Annotated in this window: 17 protein-coding genes and 1 pseudogene; 4 read left to right on the forward strand and 14 right to left on the reverse strand. The window is 32.2% G+C overall.

What is annotated here, in order from left to right:
* Positions 1-85 precede the first annotated feature (85 nt).
* The 7 genes and pseudogenes from Q4Q34_RS18470 to Q4Q34_RS18500 form a co-directional block, all read right to left on the reverse strand.
* Positions 86-1,225 carry a DUF2891 domain-containing protein gene (locus Q4Q34_RS18470; protein ID WP_303317898.1) on the reverse strand — a complete coding sequence of 380 codons (1,140 nt, stop codon included), beginning with the start codon at positions 1,223-1,225 and terminating at the stop codon, positions 86-88.
* A 458-nt stretch (positions 1,226-1,683) separates the two neighbouring features.
* Positions 1,684-1,925: pseudogene (locus tag Q4Q34_RS18475) on the reverse strand (ATP-binding protein); the annotation flags it as partial.
* Between the two features lie 68 nt (positions 1,926-1,993).
* Complete coding sequence (locus tag Q4Q34_RS18480) at positions 1,994-2,398, reverse strand: hypothetical protein (protein ID WP_303317899.1); 405 nt, start codon at positions 2,396-2,398, stop codon at positions 1,994-1,996.
* A 4-nt stretch (positions 2,399-2,402) separates the two neighbouring features.
* Entirely contained in the window at positions 2,403-2,729 is a 327-nt protein-coding gene (locus tag Q4Q34_RS18485; RefSeq protein WP_303317900.1) for a hypothetical protein, read from the reverse strand.
* Between the two features lie 181 nt (positions 2,730-2,910).
* Positions 2,911-3,405 (reverse strand): hypothetical protein, encoded by a 495-nt coding sequence (locus Q4Q34_RS18490; protein WP_303317901.1) that lies wholly within the window; start codon positions 3,403-3,405, stop codon positions 2,911-2,913.
* 234 nt (positions 3,406-3,639) lie between these two features.
* Positions 3,640-5,175 carry a YifB family Mg chelatase-like AAA ATPase gene (locus Q4Q34_RS18495; protein WP_303317902.1) on the reverse strand — a complete coding sequence of 512 codons (1,536 nt, stop codon included), beginning with the start codon at positions 5,173-5,175 and terminating at the stop codon, positions 3,640-3,642.
* Positions 5,176-5,579: 404 nt separating this feature from the next.
* Positions 5,580-6,305, reverse strand: coding sequence for a hypothetical protein (locus Q4Q34_RS18500; RefSeq protein WP_303317903.1), 726 nt, complete (start codon positions 6,303-6,305; stop codon positions 5,580-5,582).
* 354 nt (positions 6,306-6,659) lie between these two features.
* On the opposite strand from Q4Q34_RS18500, the gene Q4Q34_RS18505 reads away from it, so the two are divergent.
* The 4 genes from Q4Q34_RS18505 to Q4Q34_RS18520 are packed head-to-tail and all read left to right on the forward strand — an operon-like array spanning position 6,660 to position 9,186.
* Positions 6,660-7,166 (forward strand): hypothetical protein, encoded by a 507-nt coding sequence (locus Q4Q34_RS18505; RefSeq protein WP_303317904.1) that lies wholly within the window; start codon positions 6,660-6,662, stop codon positions 7,164-7,166.
* A 13-nt stretch (positions 7,167-7,179) separates the two neighbouring features.
* Positions 7,180-7,827, forward strand: coding sequence for a hypothetical protein (locus Q4Q34_RS18510; RefSeq protein ID WP_303317905.1), 648 nt, complete (start codon positions 7,180-7,182; stop codon positions 7,825-7,827).
* Between the two features lie 38 nt (positions 7,828-7,865).
* A complete protein-coding gene (locus Q4Q34_RS18515; protein ID WP_330444562.1) occupies positions 7,866-8,573 on the forward strand; it encodes a sensor histidine kinase in 708 nt (235 codons plus the stop codon).
* Positions 8,545-9,186: a response regulator transcription factor gene (locus tag Q4Q34_RS18520; RefSeq protein WP_303317907.1), complete on the forward strand. Its 642-nt coding sequence runs from the start codon at positions 8,545-8,547 to the stop codon at positions 9,184-9,186. The genes Q4Q34_RS18515 and Q4Q34_RS18520 overlap by 29 nt, the downstream gene beginning before the upstream one ends.
* Before the next feature lie 82 nt (positions 9,187-9,268).
* On the opposite strand, the gene Q4Q34_RS18525 is transcribed toward Q4Q34_RS18520, so the two are convergent.
* The 7 genes from Q4Q34_RS18525 to Q4Q34_RS18555 all read right to left on the reverse strand — a co-directional run bounded on the left by Q4Q34_RS18525 (position 9,269) and on the right by Q4Q34_RS18555 (position 20,269).
* A complete protein-coding gene (locus Q4Q34_RS18525; RefSeq protein WP_303317908.1) occupies positions 9,269-13,105 on the reverse strand; it encodes a M48 family metallopeptidase in 3,837 nt (1,278 codons plus the stop codon).
* A gap of 97 nt (positions 13,106-13,202) precedes the next feature.
* Positions 13,203-14,483: an alginate export family protein gene (locus Q4Q34_RS18530; RefSeq protein ID WP_303317909.1), complete on the reverse strand. Its 1,281-nt coding sequence runs from the start codon at positions 14,481-14,483 to the stop codon at positions 13,203-13,205.
* Between the two features lie 151 nt (positions 14,484-14,634).
* Positions 14,635-15,465 carry an ABC transporter ATP-binding protein gene (locus tag Q4Q34_RS18535; RefSeq protein WP_303317910.1) on the reverse strand — a complete coding sequence of 277 codons (831 nt, stop codon included), beginning with the start codon at positions 15,463-15,465 and terminating at the stop codon, positions 14,635-14,637.
* 9 nt (positions 15,466-15,474) lie between these two features.
* Positions 15,475-16,323: an ABC transporter ATP-binding protein gene (locus tag Q4Q34_RS18540; protein WP_303317911.1), complete on the reverse strand. Its 849-nt coding sequence runs from the start codon at positions 16,321-16,323 to the stop codon at positions 15,475-15,477.
* A gap of 157 nt (positions 16,324-16,480) precedes the next feature.
* On the reverse strand, positions 16,481-17,587 hold the full coding sequence (locus tag Q4Q34_RS18545; protein WP_303317912.1) for an ABC transporter permease: 1,107 nt from the start codon (positions 17,585-17,587) through the stop codon (positions 16,481-16,483).
* 161 nt (positions 17,588-17,748) lie between these two features.
* Positions 17,749-19,143 (reverse strand): CmpA/NrtA family ABC transporter substrate-binding protein, encoded by a 1,395-nt coding sequence (locus tag Q4Q34_RS18550; RefSeq protein ID WP_303317913.1) that lies wholly within the window; start codon positions 19,141-19,143, stop codon positions 17,749-17,751.
* A gap of 418 nt (positions 19,144-19,561) precedes the next feature.
* On the reverse strand, positions 19,562-20,269 hold the full coding sequence (locus tag Q4Q34_RS18555; protein ID WP_303317914.1) for a cytochrome c3 family protein: 708 nt from the start codon (positions 20,267-20,269) through the stop codon (positions 19,562-19,564).
* Positions 20,270-20,274: the final 5 nt, after the last annotated feature.

The following is a 20,274-nucleotide window of genomic DNA, read 5'->3' on the forward strand; positions in this document are numbered from 1 at the left end:
TTATATACTTATAATTAAACAATCTTTAACAAAAATAGAATTTTAAAAGGTTAAGCCTCAAAGAATTCCTTAGATAATAATTGAATTAGTTCTGAACTGAAGTCAGCGCATATATAGCAAAACTACCTAACCAATGACCACCTTCATAACTATCTCCTACTATGTTAGGCAAGGAATGATTTATATGGTTATTTGCAATTGTCTTAAGATGCGCATATTCTGGTAAACCCTCAGCGATTTTATTTAAGTTCCATGCCCGCGAAAAATTAACTCCATCTAAATGTACCAGTTTACCATCTTTTCTATCGGACACTTCTCCTATTTCTAAATCAAAATACTTATCTCTTAATTGAGGTAAAAACAGATTAAGCCATACTTTAAATTCAGCCGTAGTTAATACCCGTTTCATCAAAGCAGCTTCTTCTAAACAGGGAGATAAAAAGTCATAACCACCAGGTTCCCATGTTATCGGACAACCTGCATCTTTTAAATAAAAATCTTTAGCACGTTGTTCTATGACCTCTTTTAATTCATTATTATTAACGGTATTTGCATAGTCCCATGCAAAACTAAGTCCGAAAGCCGTGTTTGGATGTTCTCCAACCCGGATTGGATAATTTAGTTTAGGGAGAAACTCTATATATTTTCCAACTATTAAATCAGTTAACGGGCGTAAATTATTTTCTAATTCTCTTGCTTCAGGCTCCTTCCATGTGTGTAACTCTTCTGCTAGTTTTAGCAACCAAGCCCAACCATAAGTACGTTCATAAGATTTATTATGCTTGCCTAAAAAATAAGCGACCTCCATTACTATATTCTCTTTGGATATATTTTTTAGTAATTTCTGCTTGATAGCTCCCGTTGTATCTATTTCTGGAAAAGATTTCAGTAAACTTACTAAGCTCCAATGTCCATGAACTGCTGAATGCCAATCAAAACAGCCATAAAAAGCAGGATGCAATACACTTGGCGTTTTTAAATCTTCATCCCCTCCTAAAGTTTGTGATAACTTATTAGGATATTCTGTATTCATGCAATGCAAAGGTAATTCTGCTAAGGTTTTAGCAGCTTTTAAATTAAGCTTGGGAATACCATTTATTGCTGCATTATTCGGTGTTGAATTAAGTGCTAAAATAAGATGATCTTTTTCCTTTTCTCTTTCTTCTTTTGAAGTATTACAATTAAATATTAGAATTATAAAAAGCAGGTAAGTATATTTTTTCATGCTGTAAATTTAAGCATTGAATTCTTTAGATTAAGAACTGTTAATATCTTTTAATTAGATAATATTATCCTTTTTAAATAACTCGAATACAGAATAGAAACTGCTTTTAGCGATTATATTAAGCAGAAAGCCCCTTCTGAAATATTTTCAACCTTGTAGCAAAGCAGTTTCTATTCTGTATCTTAGTCTATCCCCATTATTTTTTAACTTGTTGATAAGTTTTTTTTCTCTGCTTGTAAAGCTTATAATTTAAATACGAATGAATTACCAATTTAGATTTTTTGTTTTGTAAGGTTTATCTCAATTATGAGTTAACACAACAAAAAATGAAAGTGGGTGGCTGTTTTTCTTACTTTTTTTAATAAATTTTTATATAGGAGCTTATTCTCTAAATAGCTCCTATATAAAATGTATATATTACCACAACTACCCCTCTCGACCCAAACTCCGGATACTGAATAACCTCCAGGACTTAGGTTCAACTTACTACCAACTAAAACTACTTGGATAGGTAACGGTAAATTTTGTACGCGAAATAGTCACCTCTCTGTCTTCCAAAGGTAGTCGTAACACCTCTTAAGACACCTCGTTTAAATTCTGGCAATTCGTCTAAAAACAACACCCCATTATGAGACAATGAGATTTCTCCTGGCTGTGGAAATGCGCCACCTCCTACAAGGTCTACATCTGTAATACTATATTATTGATGAGGGTAAAAAATAATCCAATGACTAAGTTGATTAAAACATTAGTTATTTAAAATCTATATTATGCAACAACTGAAAAATAGGTAGGCTCTGAGATCCCCATTCTAGGACTAGTAAGGTACTTTGAAACTGATTCCATAGAAAAGGCACTAGCAATAACTACAGACCCTTTAACCATATACACATTTCCCAATTTAAAAAAACCTAGTCTTGATTGTTCTATGCTACTTTTGGCCACTAAGTTAAACCTCCCAGTAAACCTTTTTAACTGTTCCCCAGTTCTTACAACTAGCACTTCGTTTGTTTCTAATTCTGTAATATACCAAGCAAAACCTAACACTATGCCACCACCAGTTTCATCTTTTATTTGATTAGAAAATCTGATATGCAATTCTAAACTTGGACTACGACCTAAATTAATTTCACTAAATTTTTTTGAATTTCCGTTTACACTTAAAATAGACATGGTATTATAATTGATTTTTATTATATGATATAAAAATGGGGGTTACACCTATTACTTGTTCATCTTTGAATTGTGACAAATAAGCGTTCACTTCTTTACAGGATTTTGAAGGCTTAAACACCTCTATAGATGAAAGAAAATCTAAGTCATTTTCAGAAATAGAAATTTCTGATAGAGAAACAAATTTTTTATTTTTAAGACAATTTCTTTGATTGAGAATTTGTTTTGCTCTTTCATTTGAAATATAATATTCTATTTCATCTAGATTCTCAACACCATTTAAAAAAGTAAGAATCATATTTTCAAAGTATTTTGGTATTATCTTTTTCATAAATTATATTGTTGTTTAAACTTTCGTTTTATAATCCTTGATTAAATTATTACATACAATAATTTTTATATTTATGTTTAATTTTATTGTGTTATGAAACAAAAAACCCATATCTGAAAATTAATTTCAATATGGGCTATTAAAAGATTGTTAGGAAGATTATAAATATAGTGTTTTTATTTTAAAAACCAATACGTTTTATTTGTCTTTCCGTATGTACTGCTCCACACCCTCTACTACATATAAAAGATTGAAGAGGTTCTTTAGTTAGTTGCCATAAGCCAGTACTCACCTCTGTATAACCTCTACCAACAAATCTTTTACCACATATATTACAAGTATGTCTTGTTGAAGTTTCTTTATAAATAGATTTACCATTATTTACATATTTAGTAATTTTTTCATCTATAAAAGCTAGAGCATCAGAATTAAATTGGCCTCCATAACCTTTAGACTCTAACATTTCTTTATATCTTAAAGTATTTTTTCTTAACATATCTAAGTCAACCTGAATTCTAGTGGATTTTCTATAATCTTCAGATTTCTCTTCTTTACGTATAAACTCTTCCATTCCTATATTAACCCATTCACGCTCATGTTGAAGTTCAGGTGGCAAAGATTTTTTGCAGCTAACAGATAAATTTATAAGTAATAGTATTAATAATGCTTTTTTCATTTTAAATATTTTAGTTTTCTTTAACTTCTATTATATAAGGATCACTTTCCGTTTCACCATCTTCTGGAAAATACACTCCGCTGTCCCCTAGTACAGGCTACCGCTAGTTTTAAAAACTAGTGACGTTTATGAGTAAGCTCCCTATTTCACCCTAAAAAATTTCACATTAATCATAAAATAAATAACAGACTCCTGCCTTACTGAAACAAGTTCAGCACATGTCGCAGGAATTCATTATCCCAACCATCCCTCACGATCCAAACTTCTATACTGAATGGCTTCACTAATATGTGAACCATTTACTACCTCAACACCTTCCAAATCAGCAATAGTCCTGCTTACTTTTAAAATTCTATCATAGGCACGAGCAGAGAGGTTTAAACGCTCCATGGCCGTTTTCAAAAGTTGTTTGGAAGCTTCATCCAGCAAACAATATTTCCTGATTTGTTTCGTATTCATTTGTGCATTGTAATGTACAACATCAGATTCCTTAAAACGAATCGTTTGAATTTCTCTGGCTTTTGTGACGCGTTTTCTAATGTCTATTGAGGTTTCTCCTTTCCTGTCATCAGACAGCTTTTCAAAAGGTACAGGAGTCACTTCTATATGAATATCGATTCTATCCAATAACGGCCCAGAAATTTTGCTCAAATACCGTTGCATTTCTGCTGGACTAGACGTTACGGGTGCATTGGGATCATTAAAATAGCCTCCCGGACTTGGATTCATACTCGCTACCAACATAAAACTACTTGGATAGGTAACGGTAAATTTTGCGCGCGAAATAGTTACTTCCCTATCTTCCAAAGGTTGTCGTAACACTTCTAAGACGCCTCGTTTAAATTCTGGTAATTCGTCTAAAAACAACACCCCATTATGAGACAATGAGATTTCTCCTGGTTGTGGAAATGCGCCACCTCCGACTAAAGCAACATCGCTAATGGTGTGATGTGGGCTCCTAAATGGTCGTTGTGCCATCAATCCAGAATCTTTTATCCTACCAACAACAGAGTGAATTTTAGTCGTTTCTAAAGCTTCATACAAAGTCATAGGTGGCAAAATACTTGGCAAACGCTTTGCTAACATTGTTTTCCCTGCTCCTGGCGGACCAATTAAAATAATATTATGACCTCCTGCTGCTGCAATTTCCATACACCTTTTAATACCTTCTTGACCTTTGACATCGGAAAAATCGAATTCCGGAAACTCTAAACTTTTGTAGAATTCTTCACGGGTATTGATAATGGTTTGCTCAAGCGAATCGCCTTTATCAAAATAATTAATGACTTGTTTAATATTGTCAATACCATAAACTTCTAGTCCATCAACTATAGCCGCTTCTCTGGAATTTTGTTTTGGTAGAATAAACCCTTTGTAACCTTCTTCTCTTGCTTTTACGGCAATAGGTAAAGCTCCCTTTATAGGCTGTAAACTTCCATCAAGGGAAAGCTCCCCCATGATCAGATAATTTTCTAAATCTTCAGCTTGAATTTGCTTGGATGCTGCCAGAATACCGATGGCTAAAGTGAGATCGTATGCACTTCCCTCCTTTCTTAAATCGGCAGGTGCCATATTAATGGTTATCTTTTTTCCAGGTATTTTATATCCATTATTTTGAAGTGCTGCTGCAATTCGATAATTGCTTTCCTTAATAGCATTGTCTGGCAATCCAACTAAATGATATCCAATACCAGAATCTACATTAACTTCAACTGTAATTGTTGTGGCTTCTACTCCAAAAACAGCGCTTCCAAAAACTTTCTTTAGCATATTGATTATTTTTTTCAAATGTAAGAAAATAAAACACACTCGAAATGCTCTTATTTTATATTCTAAAAAGGAACGTATAAAACACCACCACATCAAGTGTGATGGTATAAACTATTTGCTTACTATCTGTTCTTTAAATACTTTTTTTCGCAGACTTTAAATTGGAAGTAATGACTAACTGAGGTTCGGTTAAACTATTTTCTTTTAAAGCAGATGCATAGCTTAGATGATTCTTTTTGAATCATAAACAAAAACCCTGAAAATATTTCAGGGTTTTATTAAATACTTGACATAATAGATCTACAACCATTCCTTAATAGAATATATACCAAGTATTTTGTTTCTTTCGTAAACCTTACCTTTAGTACCAGAGAGGCAACTTTGATTTTCACCGCATTAGTGAATCAGGTAATCATATCGGTTAGCGATATTAATCTACGCATAGAAACCGTGTTACGTATTCTATTTAAAAAATTCTTAAAAAATATTGATACGTTTAATCCCCTTTTAAATAAACCATAGCTTTTATCTTTATCAAATTGCAAATTATTGTTAGTAGGTAAGTAGTAAAAAAATCCTGATCTGAGGTCTTTAATAGTGGATATCTCCATTTTTGTATTCGCATTTTCATATGGGTTTTCAATATCATCATCTGTATATAAATCGTCGCAAAGCAAAATAGGTGCATTATCAAGTATTTGTATAGCTGTATCATTAGCTTCGATAGCTAACGACATTTTAGTTTCTAAAGGCATTGGTATAACGATTGGTTCTATAATAGATGGATTAAGTTTTGTGAAATTTTCAACAAACCTTTTTGTTTCAGATGTAGATTTATAATCCTGCTCATATCTTATTTCCATGTCATTATTATCAATAGTAAAAATAAATGTAGATTTCACAATACTACTATTAAAAATAGTCCAATACATATTTGCAGTATAACATTCTGGAATCAGAACATGAGTTCCTTTATCGTAATATTTTCGATTGTATTTATCAAATATCTGAACATGTTTTCCATTGTTAGATATAATAACTTTAGTTGCATTTTTTGTGTCTTTGTTATTATTAACCCATATACCATCAATAGTACTTTTAATAGTTAACATACAATCAACATCTTCCATCTTAAATAGTTTTTTAACGTGGTTTGACTTAGATTTCTCAATATTATTTTAACTAGGTTTTAGTTTTGAATATTTGATTCAAAGATATTTTTATAGTCATTCTAATTCAAGAGTGAAAGTCCTGAAAAACAATAAGGGGATCATTCCAAAATATATTAAGTGTTTTATTTAATTTAATGGGTGTTTTTCCCCTTTTTTGACACATGAAACCCCTTAAAACAGCCTTTTGAACATACACAAAATACTGTTTTTCAAATAGTTAACTAATTTATTTTTAAGTATAGAATTCTACAGAACATAAAAATTCAAATATTAATATGTATTTTTGGAATAAACCATTTAATAAAAACTAAAATGAATACAAAATCAATTCAAAAATTAGCTCTTTTTTTAACAATCATGGTATTATCTTTTCAATCATGTGAAGAAAAATCTAAGCCGCAAAAAATTAAACCTCCAAAACAAATTATAGATTACGAGTATGCTCAAGAACTAGAGGAAGAATATGAAAATACTCGAGGTGCTATTATTAATAAGTACCTTGGAATAGAAGATACTCGCGAATTCTGGTTTGATCTGGAAGAATTAAAAAAATACATTGCATATGTAGAACAAGAAGCAGACTCATTGGGTTACACAAGATTAGGTATCCGTATTTATAATGGAGCCTACCCAAAAGAAAAGAGATTTCATGACCCAGGTTACTCAACTGTCTTTTTAGTTCCTACAGGTAATAAAATTAAATCTAATAAAGCTAGTTTTTCTCCTATAAGTTCAACTTTTGTTATAAATGATAATATTCATGAAATTCCAGCATATAATTATGGACATGCAGGAAAACCTCCAAAACATGTAAACTAAAGTAGGCATGTAAATGAGTGATTTATACCCATATATTTTGTCGTATTCTGTTAGCGCACTTGAATTTGCTGCTGCCATTATTGCTTCAATTCATTATAAGAAATATGTAAATTCATCTGAAGCTTATTTTTTACACTTTTTATGGGTAACTTTTTTTGTAGATACCATATTAGGGCCTTTAGCAGGTTTATTAAAACTTGATAACACATGGCTCTATTATGGATATACAGGAATAAGTTTTTTATTTTACTACTGGTGGTACTATTCTATTTTAACAGAAAAATTATATAAGAAAATCATAATAGTAATAAGCACTATATTCCTAATTTTGTACGTTTTAAATGGTATAAATGTAGAACTTCATAAATATAGTTTTATAATTGGTGCCACTTTTGTATTGATCTTTGCAGGGTTTCACTTGCATCAATTATTTAACTCAGATTACACCTTAATAATAAAACATAAATTAAGCTTCTGGATAACTATAGCGTTAGTATTGTTTAACATAGGTATCATACCATTTATATTATTGTCCAAATATTTTAATGTTTGGGCTTTTAATTCTGTATTTGGCATTATTTTACTTTTTCTAAACATGGTATTATACGGTTGTTACATAATAGGTTTTATATGGACGAAAAAGAAATACAATCATTTTTAATTATCTCATCTGTTATATTATTTCTTTTAATAATTACAATGATTTCCCTCTTTGTTCTTTTTCAAAAAAGAAAAAATGCATTACTCTTAAAAAATGAGTTTGCCAAAAAACATTTTGAACAGGAAATATCTAAGGCTCAAATTGAAATTAGGGAAGAAACATTTAGAAATATTAGTTGGGAATTACATGACAACATTGGTCAGTTATTAACTTTAGCTAAAATACAGTTGCAAAACGATTCCTCTATTAATGAGGTAAAAGGGACGCTAGATAAATGTATTAAAGAGTTAAGAGTTTTATCCAAAATAATTAACCCAGAAGCTCTAAAAAACATGTCTTTAGAACAAGCGATATCTGATGAAATTGACAGGTTTAATAGACTTAATTTTATAAAATCTCAACTCACTATAAAAGGAGAACAAATAAAAATAGATAGTAAAATTGAAATTGTATTCTTTAGAATTTTACAAGAATTTTTTTCAAATACTATAAAGCACGCCAAAGCTACTCATTTAGATATTTTATTAGACTATCAAACAGACATGCTAACTATTACGGCAAAAGATAATGGTTTAGGGTTTGATTTAAACAAACAAAAACATTCTGGAATAGGACTAACTAACATAAAAAATAGAGCTAAATTAGTAAATGCAAATGCCACATTTATATCGGAACCCAATAAAGGAACAGAATTAACGATTACATACCACCTTAATAATGAAAACTCATACCATAGTAATAGTTGAAGATCATATTCTATTGTCTCAGGCCATAGCGAGTCTGGTAGATTCTTTTAAAGACTTTAGCGTGCTATACACCTGTAAAAATGGCAAAGAACTCCTTACAAAACTTAAAACACCTAAAAACATTCCAGATATTATACTTATGGATGTTAATATGCCCATATTAAATGGTATAGAGACTACAGAGATTATAAAAAATGAATATCCAGAAATTAAAGTTATAGCACTTTCTGTTGAAGAAAACGATGTCACTATAATAAAAATGTTAAAAGCTGGTGCAAAGGGGTATTTATTAAAAGATGTTGAAAAAGATGTTTTAGAATTAGCTCTAATAGAAACCATAAAAAATGGGTATTACCATACAAAAGATGTATCTAACATTTTAATAAACTCTTTAAATGATGACGATTCGGGTAAAGTTCAATTAAAAGATAGAGAAATAGAATTTATAATACACACCTGCTCTGAAATGACTTATAAAGAAATAGCCGAAAAAATGTTTTTAAGCCCAAAGACAATAGATGGTTATAGAGATAATCTGTTTCAAAAATTGAATGTTAAAAATAGAATAGGTCTAGTTTTATATGCTATTAAAAATGGGATTTATAAATTGTAATATCTTATAAAACATTAAATTTATCACATTCTGTAACTTTTAAAGTTGGTGATATTTATTATTACTATTAAGACACAGACAGTTATTTAAAAAACGGTTTCTCATTAGCAAATAAACCTGCTTCACTAATATGTTTCCACTTTACGGGAATGTTACCGTCTAAAATAATATTAGCCATAACGTATACTTGTGCTTTCCACTTGAAACCTAAACTTTGAATGTGTTTATCTACAGCATTATAATTTTTAGTTTTTATAAGATTGATTAACTTCTCTACAAAACCATCTTTTAGATTTAAGGCTGTAAATGTTGTCATGTACTTTTTATAATCCTTATGTTCTTTTACAGCCAACCCTAAAGCCGACCATACAGAGTTTAAATTAAGCCCTATTTGCTCTGTGTTATTATTAATTGCCTCTTTCATTTCTTTGGTTGCTCCATTTGAACTAGCTATGAAGTATTGTACATAATTTTTTATATTTTCAAACTTCTGAGATAATTCATAGGCTTCTTCCAACTGGCCTTCATTTATCAAATAATACACATAATTTGGATTCATTTTTTCACCCTCTATATCCCCATTTTCAATACTATTATAAAAAGCGATATCTGTATTATTTACAATAGTTTTGTAGTTTTTACCTTCTTCAAGATTGATTATTCTTCTAATCCGTTCAGCATCATCAGCTATTATTTCCGACAATGTTAAATTATTTTTCGTTACAGTTTCAAAAGCGTTATAGGCCTTCTCAAAGTCATTTCTCTCCATAAAAACATATCCTGCAGCAAAAGCAAGCCAACTATGGTTTTTCCATTTTTTATGCCCTAAAACAAACCTTTCATCTTTAAGTGCCTCTTGCTCGATACATCTGGTCGCTAAATAATAATAATCAGCATTATCAGGGCTTTCTAACAATAAATTTGTGTGTTTTTCACAAATACTTTTACGTGATAAAGAATCTGAAAAGTCTTGAATACCTCTTAAACTTAACAGTTCGTTTGGATTTCTATCTAAACGAGATTCAATTACTTTAATACCATCATTGATTTCATGTAAATAATACATCCAACTTAAAATATGTCGACTATCCGAATTATCCCATTTAATGTGAGACTCTACCATTTTTTCTAAATCATCTTTACTCTCAATAATAGACACTAAATCATCTGGAGATTCGCTACTATAAGCCATAACTGCCTCCTTACGCTCTCCTCTACTCCCAGATGGTAATGAAATTTCGTTAGGTGGTTCCTCCAGAATATAATCTGCATTTACAGGAAATAATTTATTTCCTCCTAAAATCACTCTATCATTAACACCACTAGGAGTTCTATTTTCATAACCATAAAAAATAGGATATTCAATAAAGACTGCTGCATTAGCAATATTATACGCAAATGCAGAATGTTCCGTAAACTCAAAACTTACTTTTTCTATTGGTAGCCCCTTATAAGTTGTTGTATTAATTTGGTATGCCACACCATAATTCAACTTAATTTCTTCGCTTGTATTAGGTTTCAAACTAATATTGGTATTATCTACATTTATGGTAACATCTGTTTGTAAACCATTATAGATGTATAAAGGTAATTTTTGAGAATAACTACCAAAAAACATAGCCGCTAGTAAAATACCCCCAGCTATTCCAAATTTTGCTACCGAAGCAACTAAACCATCTCCAGTTATAAAACGGTCCCAAAACTCAAGCTTTCTTTGAATTTTGCGCTCACTACCAGGTACCAAAGTAGCGTAAGTCTCAGGCAAATCAATTCTTTTGGGTACATCTGTAAAGTACTTATTACTTAAATAAGCGTCTTTAATTTTTTCTTCTGTAACTAAAAGTAATTCCAAAGATTCATTCCGTAACTTATGTAGAGCTTTTAATGCTACAGATGCCCAACCACTCACTACATTTACCCAATCGTTTATATTTGCTTTGTCAGGAAATGGTAGTTTAAATTCCTCAAAAGTAGAACGGTAACTTTCTACTTTCATATTTTCAAGTAGTATGGAATTTAAAATCAAAGTTTCAGAATCTTTATAAATGCTCTTTAAAACTTTATAATAATCATTAGAAACATTTAGAATATCTACTAATTCAGATGAAGACACCTTACCGTCAGCCAAAGCAATACTTAGCACATTATTAAATTTTTTAGCCACATCATTTATATTAGAGATACTGTGCTCGCTATAGTGCACCAAACCAGTGAGGCTTTTCAAATAGGCTCCTTGGTTTTTATCTATTTTCTCAGAAGCTTTAAAGTGAAGTGTTCTACACAATGCATCATGCTCTTTAAGTTTGCTTTTTATGATTCTAACTTCCTCCTCAAGAGATTTTACTATTTCTGGTATATCTTTACGCTTAACCTGGTTTCCACGATGCCAAACGCGACGTTTTTCGAGAGTCAAGGATTCATTTTCGCTTATCAAAAGTGCTTCTATTTCTTCTTCAACTTCCCGTAAATTCTTAATTTCTTCATTTATACTTTTTGGATAAATTTGGTTTAATCCTTTCTCTATTAAATTACTGTCTACAGTTGCTTCAAATAATTCTTCTACTGATTTAAAATTTAAAAATGCAAATCTTCCAAAAAATGTAGAATGGTATTTTGAATCTAAAAATGTCCAATTAAAATGCGCTTTATTTTGCGCTTCTAAAGCTTCATCATTATCTATAAGAGTTGTTTCTACTTTAGCTGTTTTAATTAACCTTTGGGTCATTTCTTCCTTATATGTTTGTGGATTAGAAAATAGATCCCAAGATGATTTAGCATCTATTGGTTCGTATATATATACCTTTTTTGCATTGTTTTCACGATCTATATCTGCTGGGTGCGTAGACCACATTTTTGGAGGGTTGTACTTTTTTGAAGTAAATATTCGATGCGTTTCTCGAGATTCCTCAGGAAGTATTGGAGATTTTCCATAATTAGAATCATCTAAAACTTTAGACATCTGCTGGATGTAGTTATTTTGTAATACATACATATCTTTTATTGCCCGTTTATCAGCTAATTCTTCATTTAAACAATCCAAAGTATTGGCATAAGCTTCATCAGCAATTTGTAATTTATATAATGCATGAATTAGTGCGTCACTTCCTGTTAATGATACGGCTACTAAATCAGCTTGAAACTCCATTTCACGAGACAAAGCTCGTTCTGCAACAACAACAATGATGAAACAAGCGTCAATTAATGCCCTAATAGCCCACACAAGTATAGAGAGTATCCAACCTACCCAGGCGATTCTTAAATCAGATCGAGATAAACCAGCTAGAAAAGAATCAAACATATCACGTTTACCAATTATTCTAGCCGCTATTTGCTGTGCGATATAAACATAACGTCCTAATAACATGGACCGTTGTGCAAAATGCCCAAACTCATGCGCCAAAACCGCTTTAAACTCTCCTAAACTAAGTACATTTACTAATCCTAAACCTATCTCTAGATTTTTTTTAGACGGTAATAATAAGTTTATTAGTGAAATATCATACGAAACACTTGCATTTACCCTATCGGTTAAAAATACTTTATGTGGTCTTGGTGCTCCAGCTTCATCCGCAAGTTTATATAAATAATCGAATAAAATAGGCTCTTCTTTTTCTGTGATATATATATGTATAGGGTTTTCTTCTCTTTTATTTAAAAAGAAAAGTGATTTCAACATAAAAAATGATAGAAAGCCAAACCCTGTAGCTAATAAATAATTCAAGAAATGACCATCAAAATTAAGGGCATCTAGAAACAAATCGTATGAAAGTTTGCCAAACCAAATCATCAATGTTAAATACAACCCTATAAAGAATAATAATCCAAAAACGGATAGCCAAACGTGTTTTTTAAATGATGAAGTAGGGTTTGTATAGTTTGATGGTACTTTTGCAGAAATTCGAGTATAAAAGCTATTCATATTTATATATTAATGAATGTTAAATATAATAATTATCTTATACAAAAAGAGCCCTCTTTTAAGAGGGCTCATAAATATTAATTAGTCACTTAAATTATTATTTTGTACCATTTAAAAATTTAGGCTTTAATACCAACATAGCCCAAGCCCAATTTTGGGTATCGGATGCAGCATCTTCTGTAATTCCTTTTAGTTCATACATTCCATCTGAAGGAAACATATGTGAATATCCAGCCACTAGCGCATAACCTTTAAATTTCTTTTTGAAAACCAAATCAATTTCTGTTCCTAATGATTTCTCTCCGCTAGGTAATTCTTGCTCTCCACTAAAGTTTAAAGCTTTAACCATAAGGCTTGATGTGTCACTTAATGTAAAGTTTGCACTTGCGTGAATATCGAATAAACCAACTGAATTTCCATGATTCCCTACGTAGAAATAATCCATGAACCCATTAAATTTATGATTGGTTCCATATAATGGGAAAAATGCACCTGTCTCTCCTGGATCTGCATCATTTCCGCTAATAATTTCTAAACCTGCTCCTAATTTAACTTTATCAGACGCTTTGTATGTTAAATCTAAGCCTAAAAGATACGCGCCTTTTACGTCTATTTCATTTTGTCTTTTACCGGTTTGTAAAAATGCATTAGCTGCTAAACCAAAGCTACCCACATTATAGTTTAAATGAGTACCTAACGTTTGTAAGTTACTCACACCATCTGGATTATCATTCGTATCAAATTCCTGGAAACCATTATTCATTAATAACAAGCTCCCTGAAAAGTTTTCCCAAGCTTGCTTTAAATAAGCATACTGCATGGTTTTGTATGAAAAGAAACCTGTAGTATTATATGCGGTTCCAACAGACTGAAAACCTGTTGGGTTAGAGTAATCCTGGTTAAACGCAAATGCAACATCTATTAAGAATTTGTCCTTTTTATATTTTATCAACGCCGCATCATGGTTACGCCCTTGTTGTGCCCAGTCTAATCCCCCAAGAATTCTCTGATCATCATAAGACAATACTTGACGTCCTAATTTAGTTGACCATCCAGATCCAAAATTAATTTCTGCCCAAGCTTGAAAAACAGCAAATGAATTATTCTGGTCGTAAGGTAAAATCTGTCTGTTTTCTCCCCAAACCAAAATATCTTGAAAGCTCACATAAAACTTATAAGCATCTACAGCATATCCTGCATTTAAACGTATACGGGTTGAAATACCATAACCAGCATCGGCATCGTCGGCTATAAGGCTTCCAAAGCCGTTACGATATTCTGTACGTGGACGAAATTCGCCATCTAAAGTAAATTGTGCTTGTACAAAATTTAAGCACCCTGCTAGTAATAGCCCCAATATTACATATTGTTTTTTCATTTTTTTTAATTTTAAGTTGTTTGTATTCTTTGAGTTAATTTTATTGTTTAATTATAGCTTGTCAAATGTAAAAAGACAAAAACATCTTATTTATGACAAATCTCATATAACCAAATTTTTATAATGTTATAGTTTTTAGTTACAGCATTCATTAATGCTCTAAAAAATCTATTAAGTGTTTTCTATATTTATAATAATCATCGTGTTCTAAAACGGCTTTACGGGTTCTTGGTCTTTCAAAATCAATATTTAAAATATCACCTATTTTGGCTTTAGGTCCGCTCGTCATCATCACAACGCGATCTGCTAAAAAAATAGCTTCATCAACATCATGGGTAATCATAACCGCCGTAATCTTTTCTTTATTCCAGATTTCAATTAGAATATCCTGAAGTTCCCCTCTCGTTAAAGAATCCAACATTCCAAAAGGTTCATCTAGCAATAACACTTTAGGTTTTATGGCAAAAGCTCTGGCAATCCCCACACGCTGTTGCATCCCTTGGGATAGTTCTGAAGCCTTTTTATTAAAAGCATCCTCCAATCCTACTTTTTGCAGATAGTATTTAGCAATATCATTTCGCTGGGATTTAGTAGCATGCGGAAAAACTTGATTTACTCCCAATAATACATTTTGAAGTGAAGTCATCCAAGGCATTAGACTAGGCGATTGAAAAATCACACCTCTATCTGGCCCTGGTCCTTTTATATGTTTTCCCAATACCGAAATATGACCTCCGGAAATCTCATTAAGTCCGGCAATCATAGAAAGCATAGTCGTTTTTCCACAACCCGAATGCCCTATAATAGTAACAAATTCCTCTTTTTTTATTTGAAGATTCAAGTTTTCAAGAACCACATAATCACCTTTAGGGGTTGGATATACCTTTTTTAGTTTTTGTAAATCCAACATAACTTGAGATGAAGGAAAAAGTCCATTATCAGTAATATCCCCTGTCTTTTTATTTTCTATTGTAGCGTTCATCTGATTCTTTTATTTAAATTGATTAACAAAATCTTTCGGGACTAAATCCGGAAGTACAAATTCTTCTTTAGCCTGCGATTTTCTTTCGTCTCCAATATCCATTAAGTATTCTATAATAGCATTTCTGGTTTCCTTAAAATTGGCATTATCGTTCATCTCCGTTTTATCACGAGGACGCTCAATATCGATTTTAAATTCAGGTCCCAAAGTGGCATTAGGCCCTGGTTTTAAAGGAATAATACGATCTGCCATATAGATACCTTCATCTACATCATTAGTAATCAATAAAGCGGTACGTTTATCTTTTCCCCAAATATGTAATATCTCATCCTGAAGGTTACCTCTGGTTAAAGCATCTAACGCCCCAAGAGGCTCATCCATAATGATCATTTCCGGTTTCATTGCTAAAGCTCTAGCAACGGCAACACGCTGGCGCATTCCTCCAGATAACTCTTTCGGACGTTTGTTAATTGCAGGTGTTAAACTCACCATTTCAACATATTCTGCAACCAGTTTGTTTAACTCTAGTTTGCTTGTTTTTGGAAATGCCTCTTTAACCGCCATATAAATATTCTGACCTACTGTTAACCACGGTAATAATGAGTAGTTTTGAAAAATAACCCCGCGCTCATGGCTAGTGCCAGAAACGGGTTCTCCTTTAAACAACACCTCGCCTTTTGTTGGTTCCAGCAACCCGTTTATAAGGTTTACCAAAGTGGTTTTACCGCTTCCAGTAAAACCAACTATGGCTACAAATTCCCCTTCTTCAATCGATAAATTAATATTTGAAAGCACCTCGGTAGCATCGTCTGCTTGCCCGTAAGTCTTATATACATTGTTTAATTCTAAATATGCCATTTTTCTTTGTGTGTTTTTGGCGTTACCACAAGGGTCGGGCTTTCCGTTATATCTTTTTTATTTATTCTCGATACATTTTGTTCATACTTCACAAAACACTCGAATTGACATAAAAAAGGATGCCACTTCAATCCCTAACGCACGGTCCCTTTATCGATTAAATTGCCTCATTTTTATTAAATGATACCGCATTTTGAATAGTAAGCATAATTCGGTCTAATAAAAAACCTATGATTCCTATAACAAACATAGCTACTATAATTTTAGAATTTGAGTCATTGGCACCATTTTGAAATTCTTCCCAAACAAAGAGTCCTAAACCTGGGCTTTGTGCCAACAATTCAATCGCAATTAAAACCATCCAGGCTACAGATAATGTAATTTTTAAACCTGTAAATATTAAAGGTAATGATGATGGTAAAATCACTTTAAATACCTTTTGAAAAGGCCCTAACTTCAATACTTTGGCGACATTTATATAATCTTTATCTACTGATGATACACCCATAGCTGTATTTACCAAAGTGGCCCACATAGAACATAATCCTACACTTATAAATGAAATGATGAATGAGCTATCTCCATTGGAATCTATTAAAATAGTTTTAACGATCATAAATACCAATAGATACCATACAACCGGAGATACAGGTTTAAAAATTTGAATAAACCAGTTAAAAGCGCTTTTCAAAGTTGGGCTTAATCCTATAAGAATCCCTATTGGAATAGCTATTATTAACGCTAATAGAAATCCCGCAAATACCGTTTTTAAACTCATAATAATTTGGTCTATAAAAGACGGTCTACCTGTATAGGTTATCGGAGCTTTTCCTTCTGCAATTCGCTTAGCATTTAAAGTGGCTGTCTTTTCTATAAATGCTGCTTTATCTGCACTAATTATATTATGATCTCTCAATAATGATTTATAAGAGTCCCAAACCTGACCAGGTGATGGTAAGGTATTAGGTTGACAACTTATATCACCAGAAGCAATACACTCTCGCATTGCCTCTGCAGCTGCAAGCCCTTGATCTGTAAGTGCTTTTTCAATTTTAAAATTTGCTTCTCTATTGTATAGCGACTTAGCGCCTACATGCCATAGTCCAATAAATAAAAGTATGGAAGCAAGTGGTACGGCTACTTTACGTAAGAAGTTCATATAACCTTCCTTTTCCAGCTTCCCAGTAAACAGGTCTTTTAAAGTGCTTAAAAAACCTAACCCCATAAATTTGGTTACTTTTCCTAATGTTATGCTTTGCTTCATAATTGCTTCTTGTTTAGTGTTTTGATTACCTTAACGTGAGTTTCTATGACTTTCTTTGTCATTCCGAATGCAAAGAGGAATCTCATAATTTTTGTGATTTCTCGAAAGTTTATCTTGAACGCAGTCGAAACGACAAAGACTTGTAATTTTTAAATTTCCTCTTACTGTACTGCTTTATCCTTGTTTCCTATAGCGAAACTATTGATATATGAAATCGGATCTTTAGCATCATACGTTGTTCCGTCTATAAAATCTGTTGTAGCAGGTTTATAACCATCTGTATTTGGGATATCCGCAGCTGGAATATGTCCTTCTTCAACTAATAGTTCGGCAGCTTGTTTCCAAATATCCGGTCTGTACACATCTTTAATAGTTTCTGCATACCACTCGGCTGGTTTAGCTTCAGGTATTTGCCCCCATCTTCTCATTTGAGTTAAAAACCAGATACCATCAGAATAAAACGGATAGGTTGCATTGTACTTGTAGAATACATTGAAATCCGGCATCTCACGTTTATCTCCTTTTTCAAACTCAAACGTTCCTGTCATAGAGTTTGCTAATACAGCTTCATCTGCACCAACATATTGAGACATAGATAATATTTTAACAGCCTCTGCTCTATTTCCTGGCTCATCTAACCATTTTCCTGCTCTTATTAGTGCTTTTGTTACAGCAATAGCCGTATTTGGATTTTCATCAATAAATTTCTTAGTCATTACAAATACTTTCTCTGGGTTGTTTTTCCAAATGTCATAATTTGTAGTTACTGGTACTCCAATACCCTTAAATACAGCTTGTTGATTCCATGGTTCTCCAACACAGTATCCATAAATAGTACCTGCTTCTAGTGTTGCTGGCATTTGTGGTGGTGGTGTTACAGACAATAAAACTTCTGCATCTATTTGTCCTTGTACGTTTTCAGCAGTATACATACCTGGATGAATGCCTGCTGCTGCCAGCCAATATCTAATTTCGTAGTTATGTGTAGAAACCGGAAATACCATCCCCATTTTAAAGGCTTTTCCTGAGTTTTTATAATCTTGAATTACTGGTTTTAAAGCATCTGCTTTAATAGGATGTATTGGTTTTCCATCTGTATCTTTTGGTACGTTTGGCTTCATTTTAGACCACACATCGTTTGAAACGGTAATACCATTACCATTAAGATCCATTGAGAAAGGTGTTACTAATTTTGCTTGTCTACCAAAACCTGCAGCAGCTGCAATAGGTTGTCCAGCTAACATATGAGAACCGTCTAACTGCCCATCAATAACACGGTCTAATACATTTTTCCAGTTAGATTGTGCTTCCACAGAAACAAATAGCCCTTCATCTTCAAAGAATCCTTTTTCTTTAGCAATGGCCAAAGGCGCCATATCTGTTAATTTTATAAAACCAAATGTTAATTGTGGCTTTTCAATTTCAAGGGTTTTTGTTTTTGAAGCTTCAGCTGTTACGTTTTCAGCTAAAGTTTGCTTTTTTTCCTTACTACCGCAAGAGCATAGCAAAACTACTACTGGTAGAATCCAAGATGACTTTTTAATTATAGATTTCATAATTTTTAGTTTTAAATTAACTAAGTATTTATACTTATTTAAGACAAATATATAAGTACTAACACTTATAGCTTATGCAAATACACATATGCAATCATCTTTTTTCACATAGTCAAACCTGCAAAAAAACATAAAACCATTATAAAAGTCTGATTTTAAAATAATTAAATATTAAAAAGAGATACTAAACGTTCTACGTAATTGGTATAAAAAAGTAACGGTATTTGTATTTTTAATAAAAATAAAGGCTAAACATTAGCACTATTTATTTGTCTCTAACAGGAAAACATACAGAAAATAATAAACGAACGAAGTTTAGCTTAATAATGAAACTATTCTATTAAAAATCAATAAATGATATTCTTTGTGTCAGGTTGAGCCTTTCGACTCACGCGTTAAAAGGAGAATATTTATGACTTTATTTATCTAAAGTCTTTAACCAAGCCTCTTGGGATAAAGCCGTGTATTTTTTATTTGTTCCATAAGGGTCTGCCCCACCTTCAAAATAGTTTTGAATAGATTTCATAGGAATGGTATCTGATAGTTTTTCAGGAACATCATATTTGTGGTTACCATGAAAATCATGACATTGTATACAGGTAAACCATTCTTCTTTTGCAATTAGGTTTTTATGAGATATGTCTAATGGGTCGTTTTCTACCTCTAAATCCTGGTGGCAATTAATGCAGTAATTAATTGAAGCTACAGATACGCGTTCCTCTTGATGCTCTGTATGGCAAGTAATGCAAGTGGTCGCATCAATATGTTTTACCGCTTTTTTAAATCTTGGTTCGGAAAATCGATGGGTTGGATGTCTATCATTGGCCCTGTCATGACATTGCAGGCAGTTATCTACAGTAACATCTTTAGTTCCAAAATCTACACTTTTATCTCTTGCCCCAAAAGTATGCGATATATTAGACTGTACTTGTTGCAGTAAATTTCCTTTAGCATCTGCGTGGCATGAAAAACAGGAAAGTTCTTGATGTCCTGTATTCATCGGGCCAATTGATATGTATGCTTCAGTGCTATTTAAAGTTAAGATATAAAATATGGAAGTTCCCATAATAACACCTATAACCCCTCCTAAAAATTGTCTTTTTCGTAATGGACTTACCTTAAACATGCACT

Source organism: Flavivirga abyssicola, from assembly GCF_030540775.2.
Lineage (GTDB): Bacteria > Bacteroidota > Bacteroidia > Flavobacteriales > Flavobacteriaceae > Flavivirga > Flavivirga abyssicola.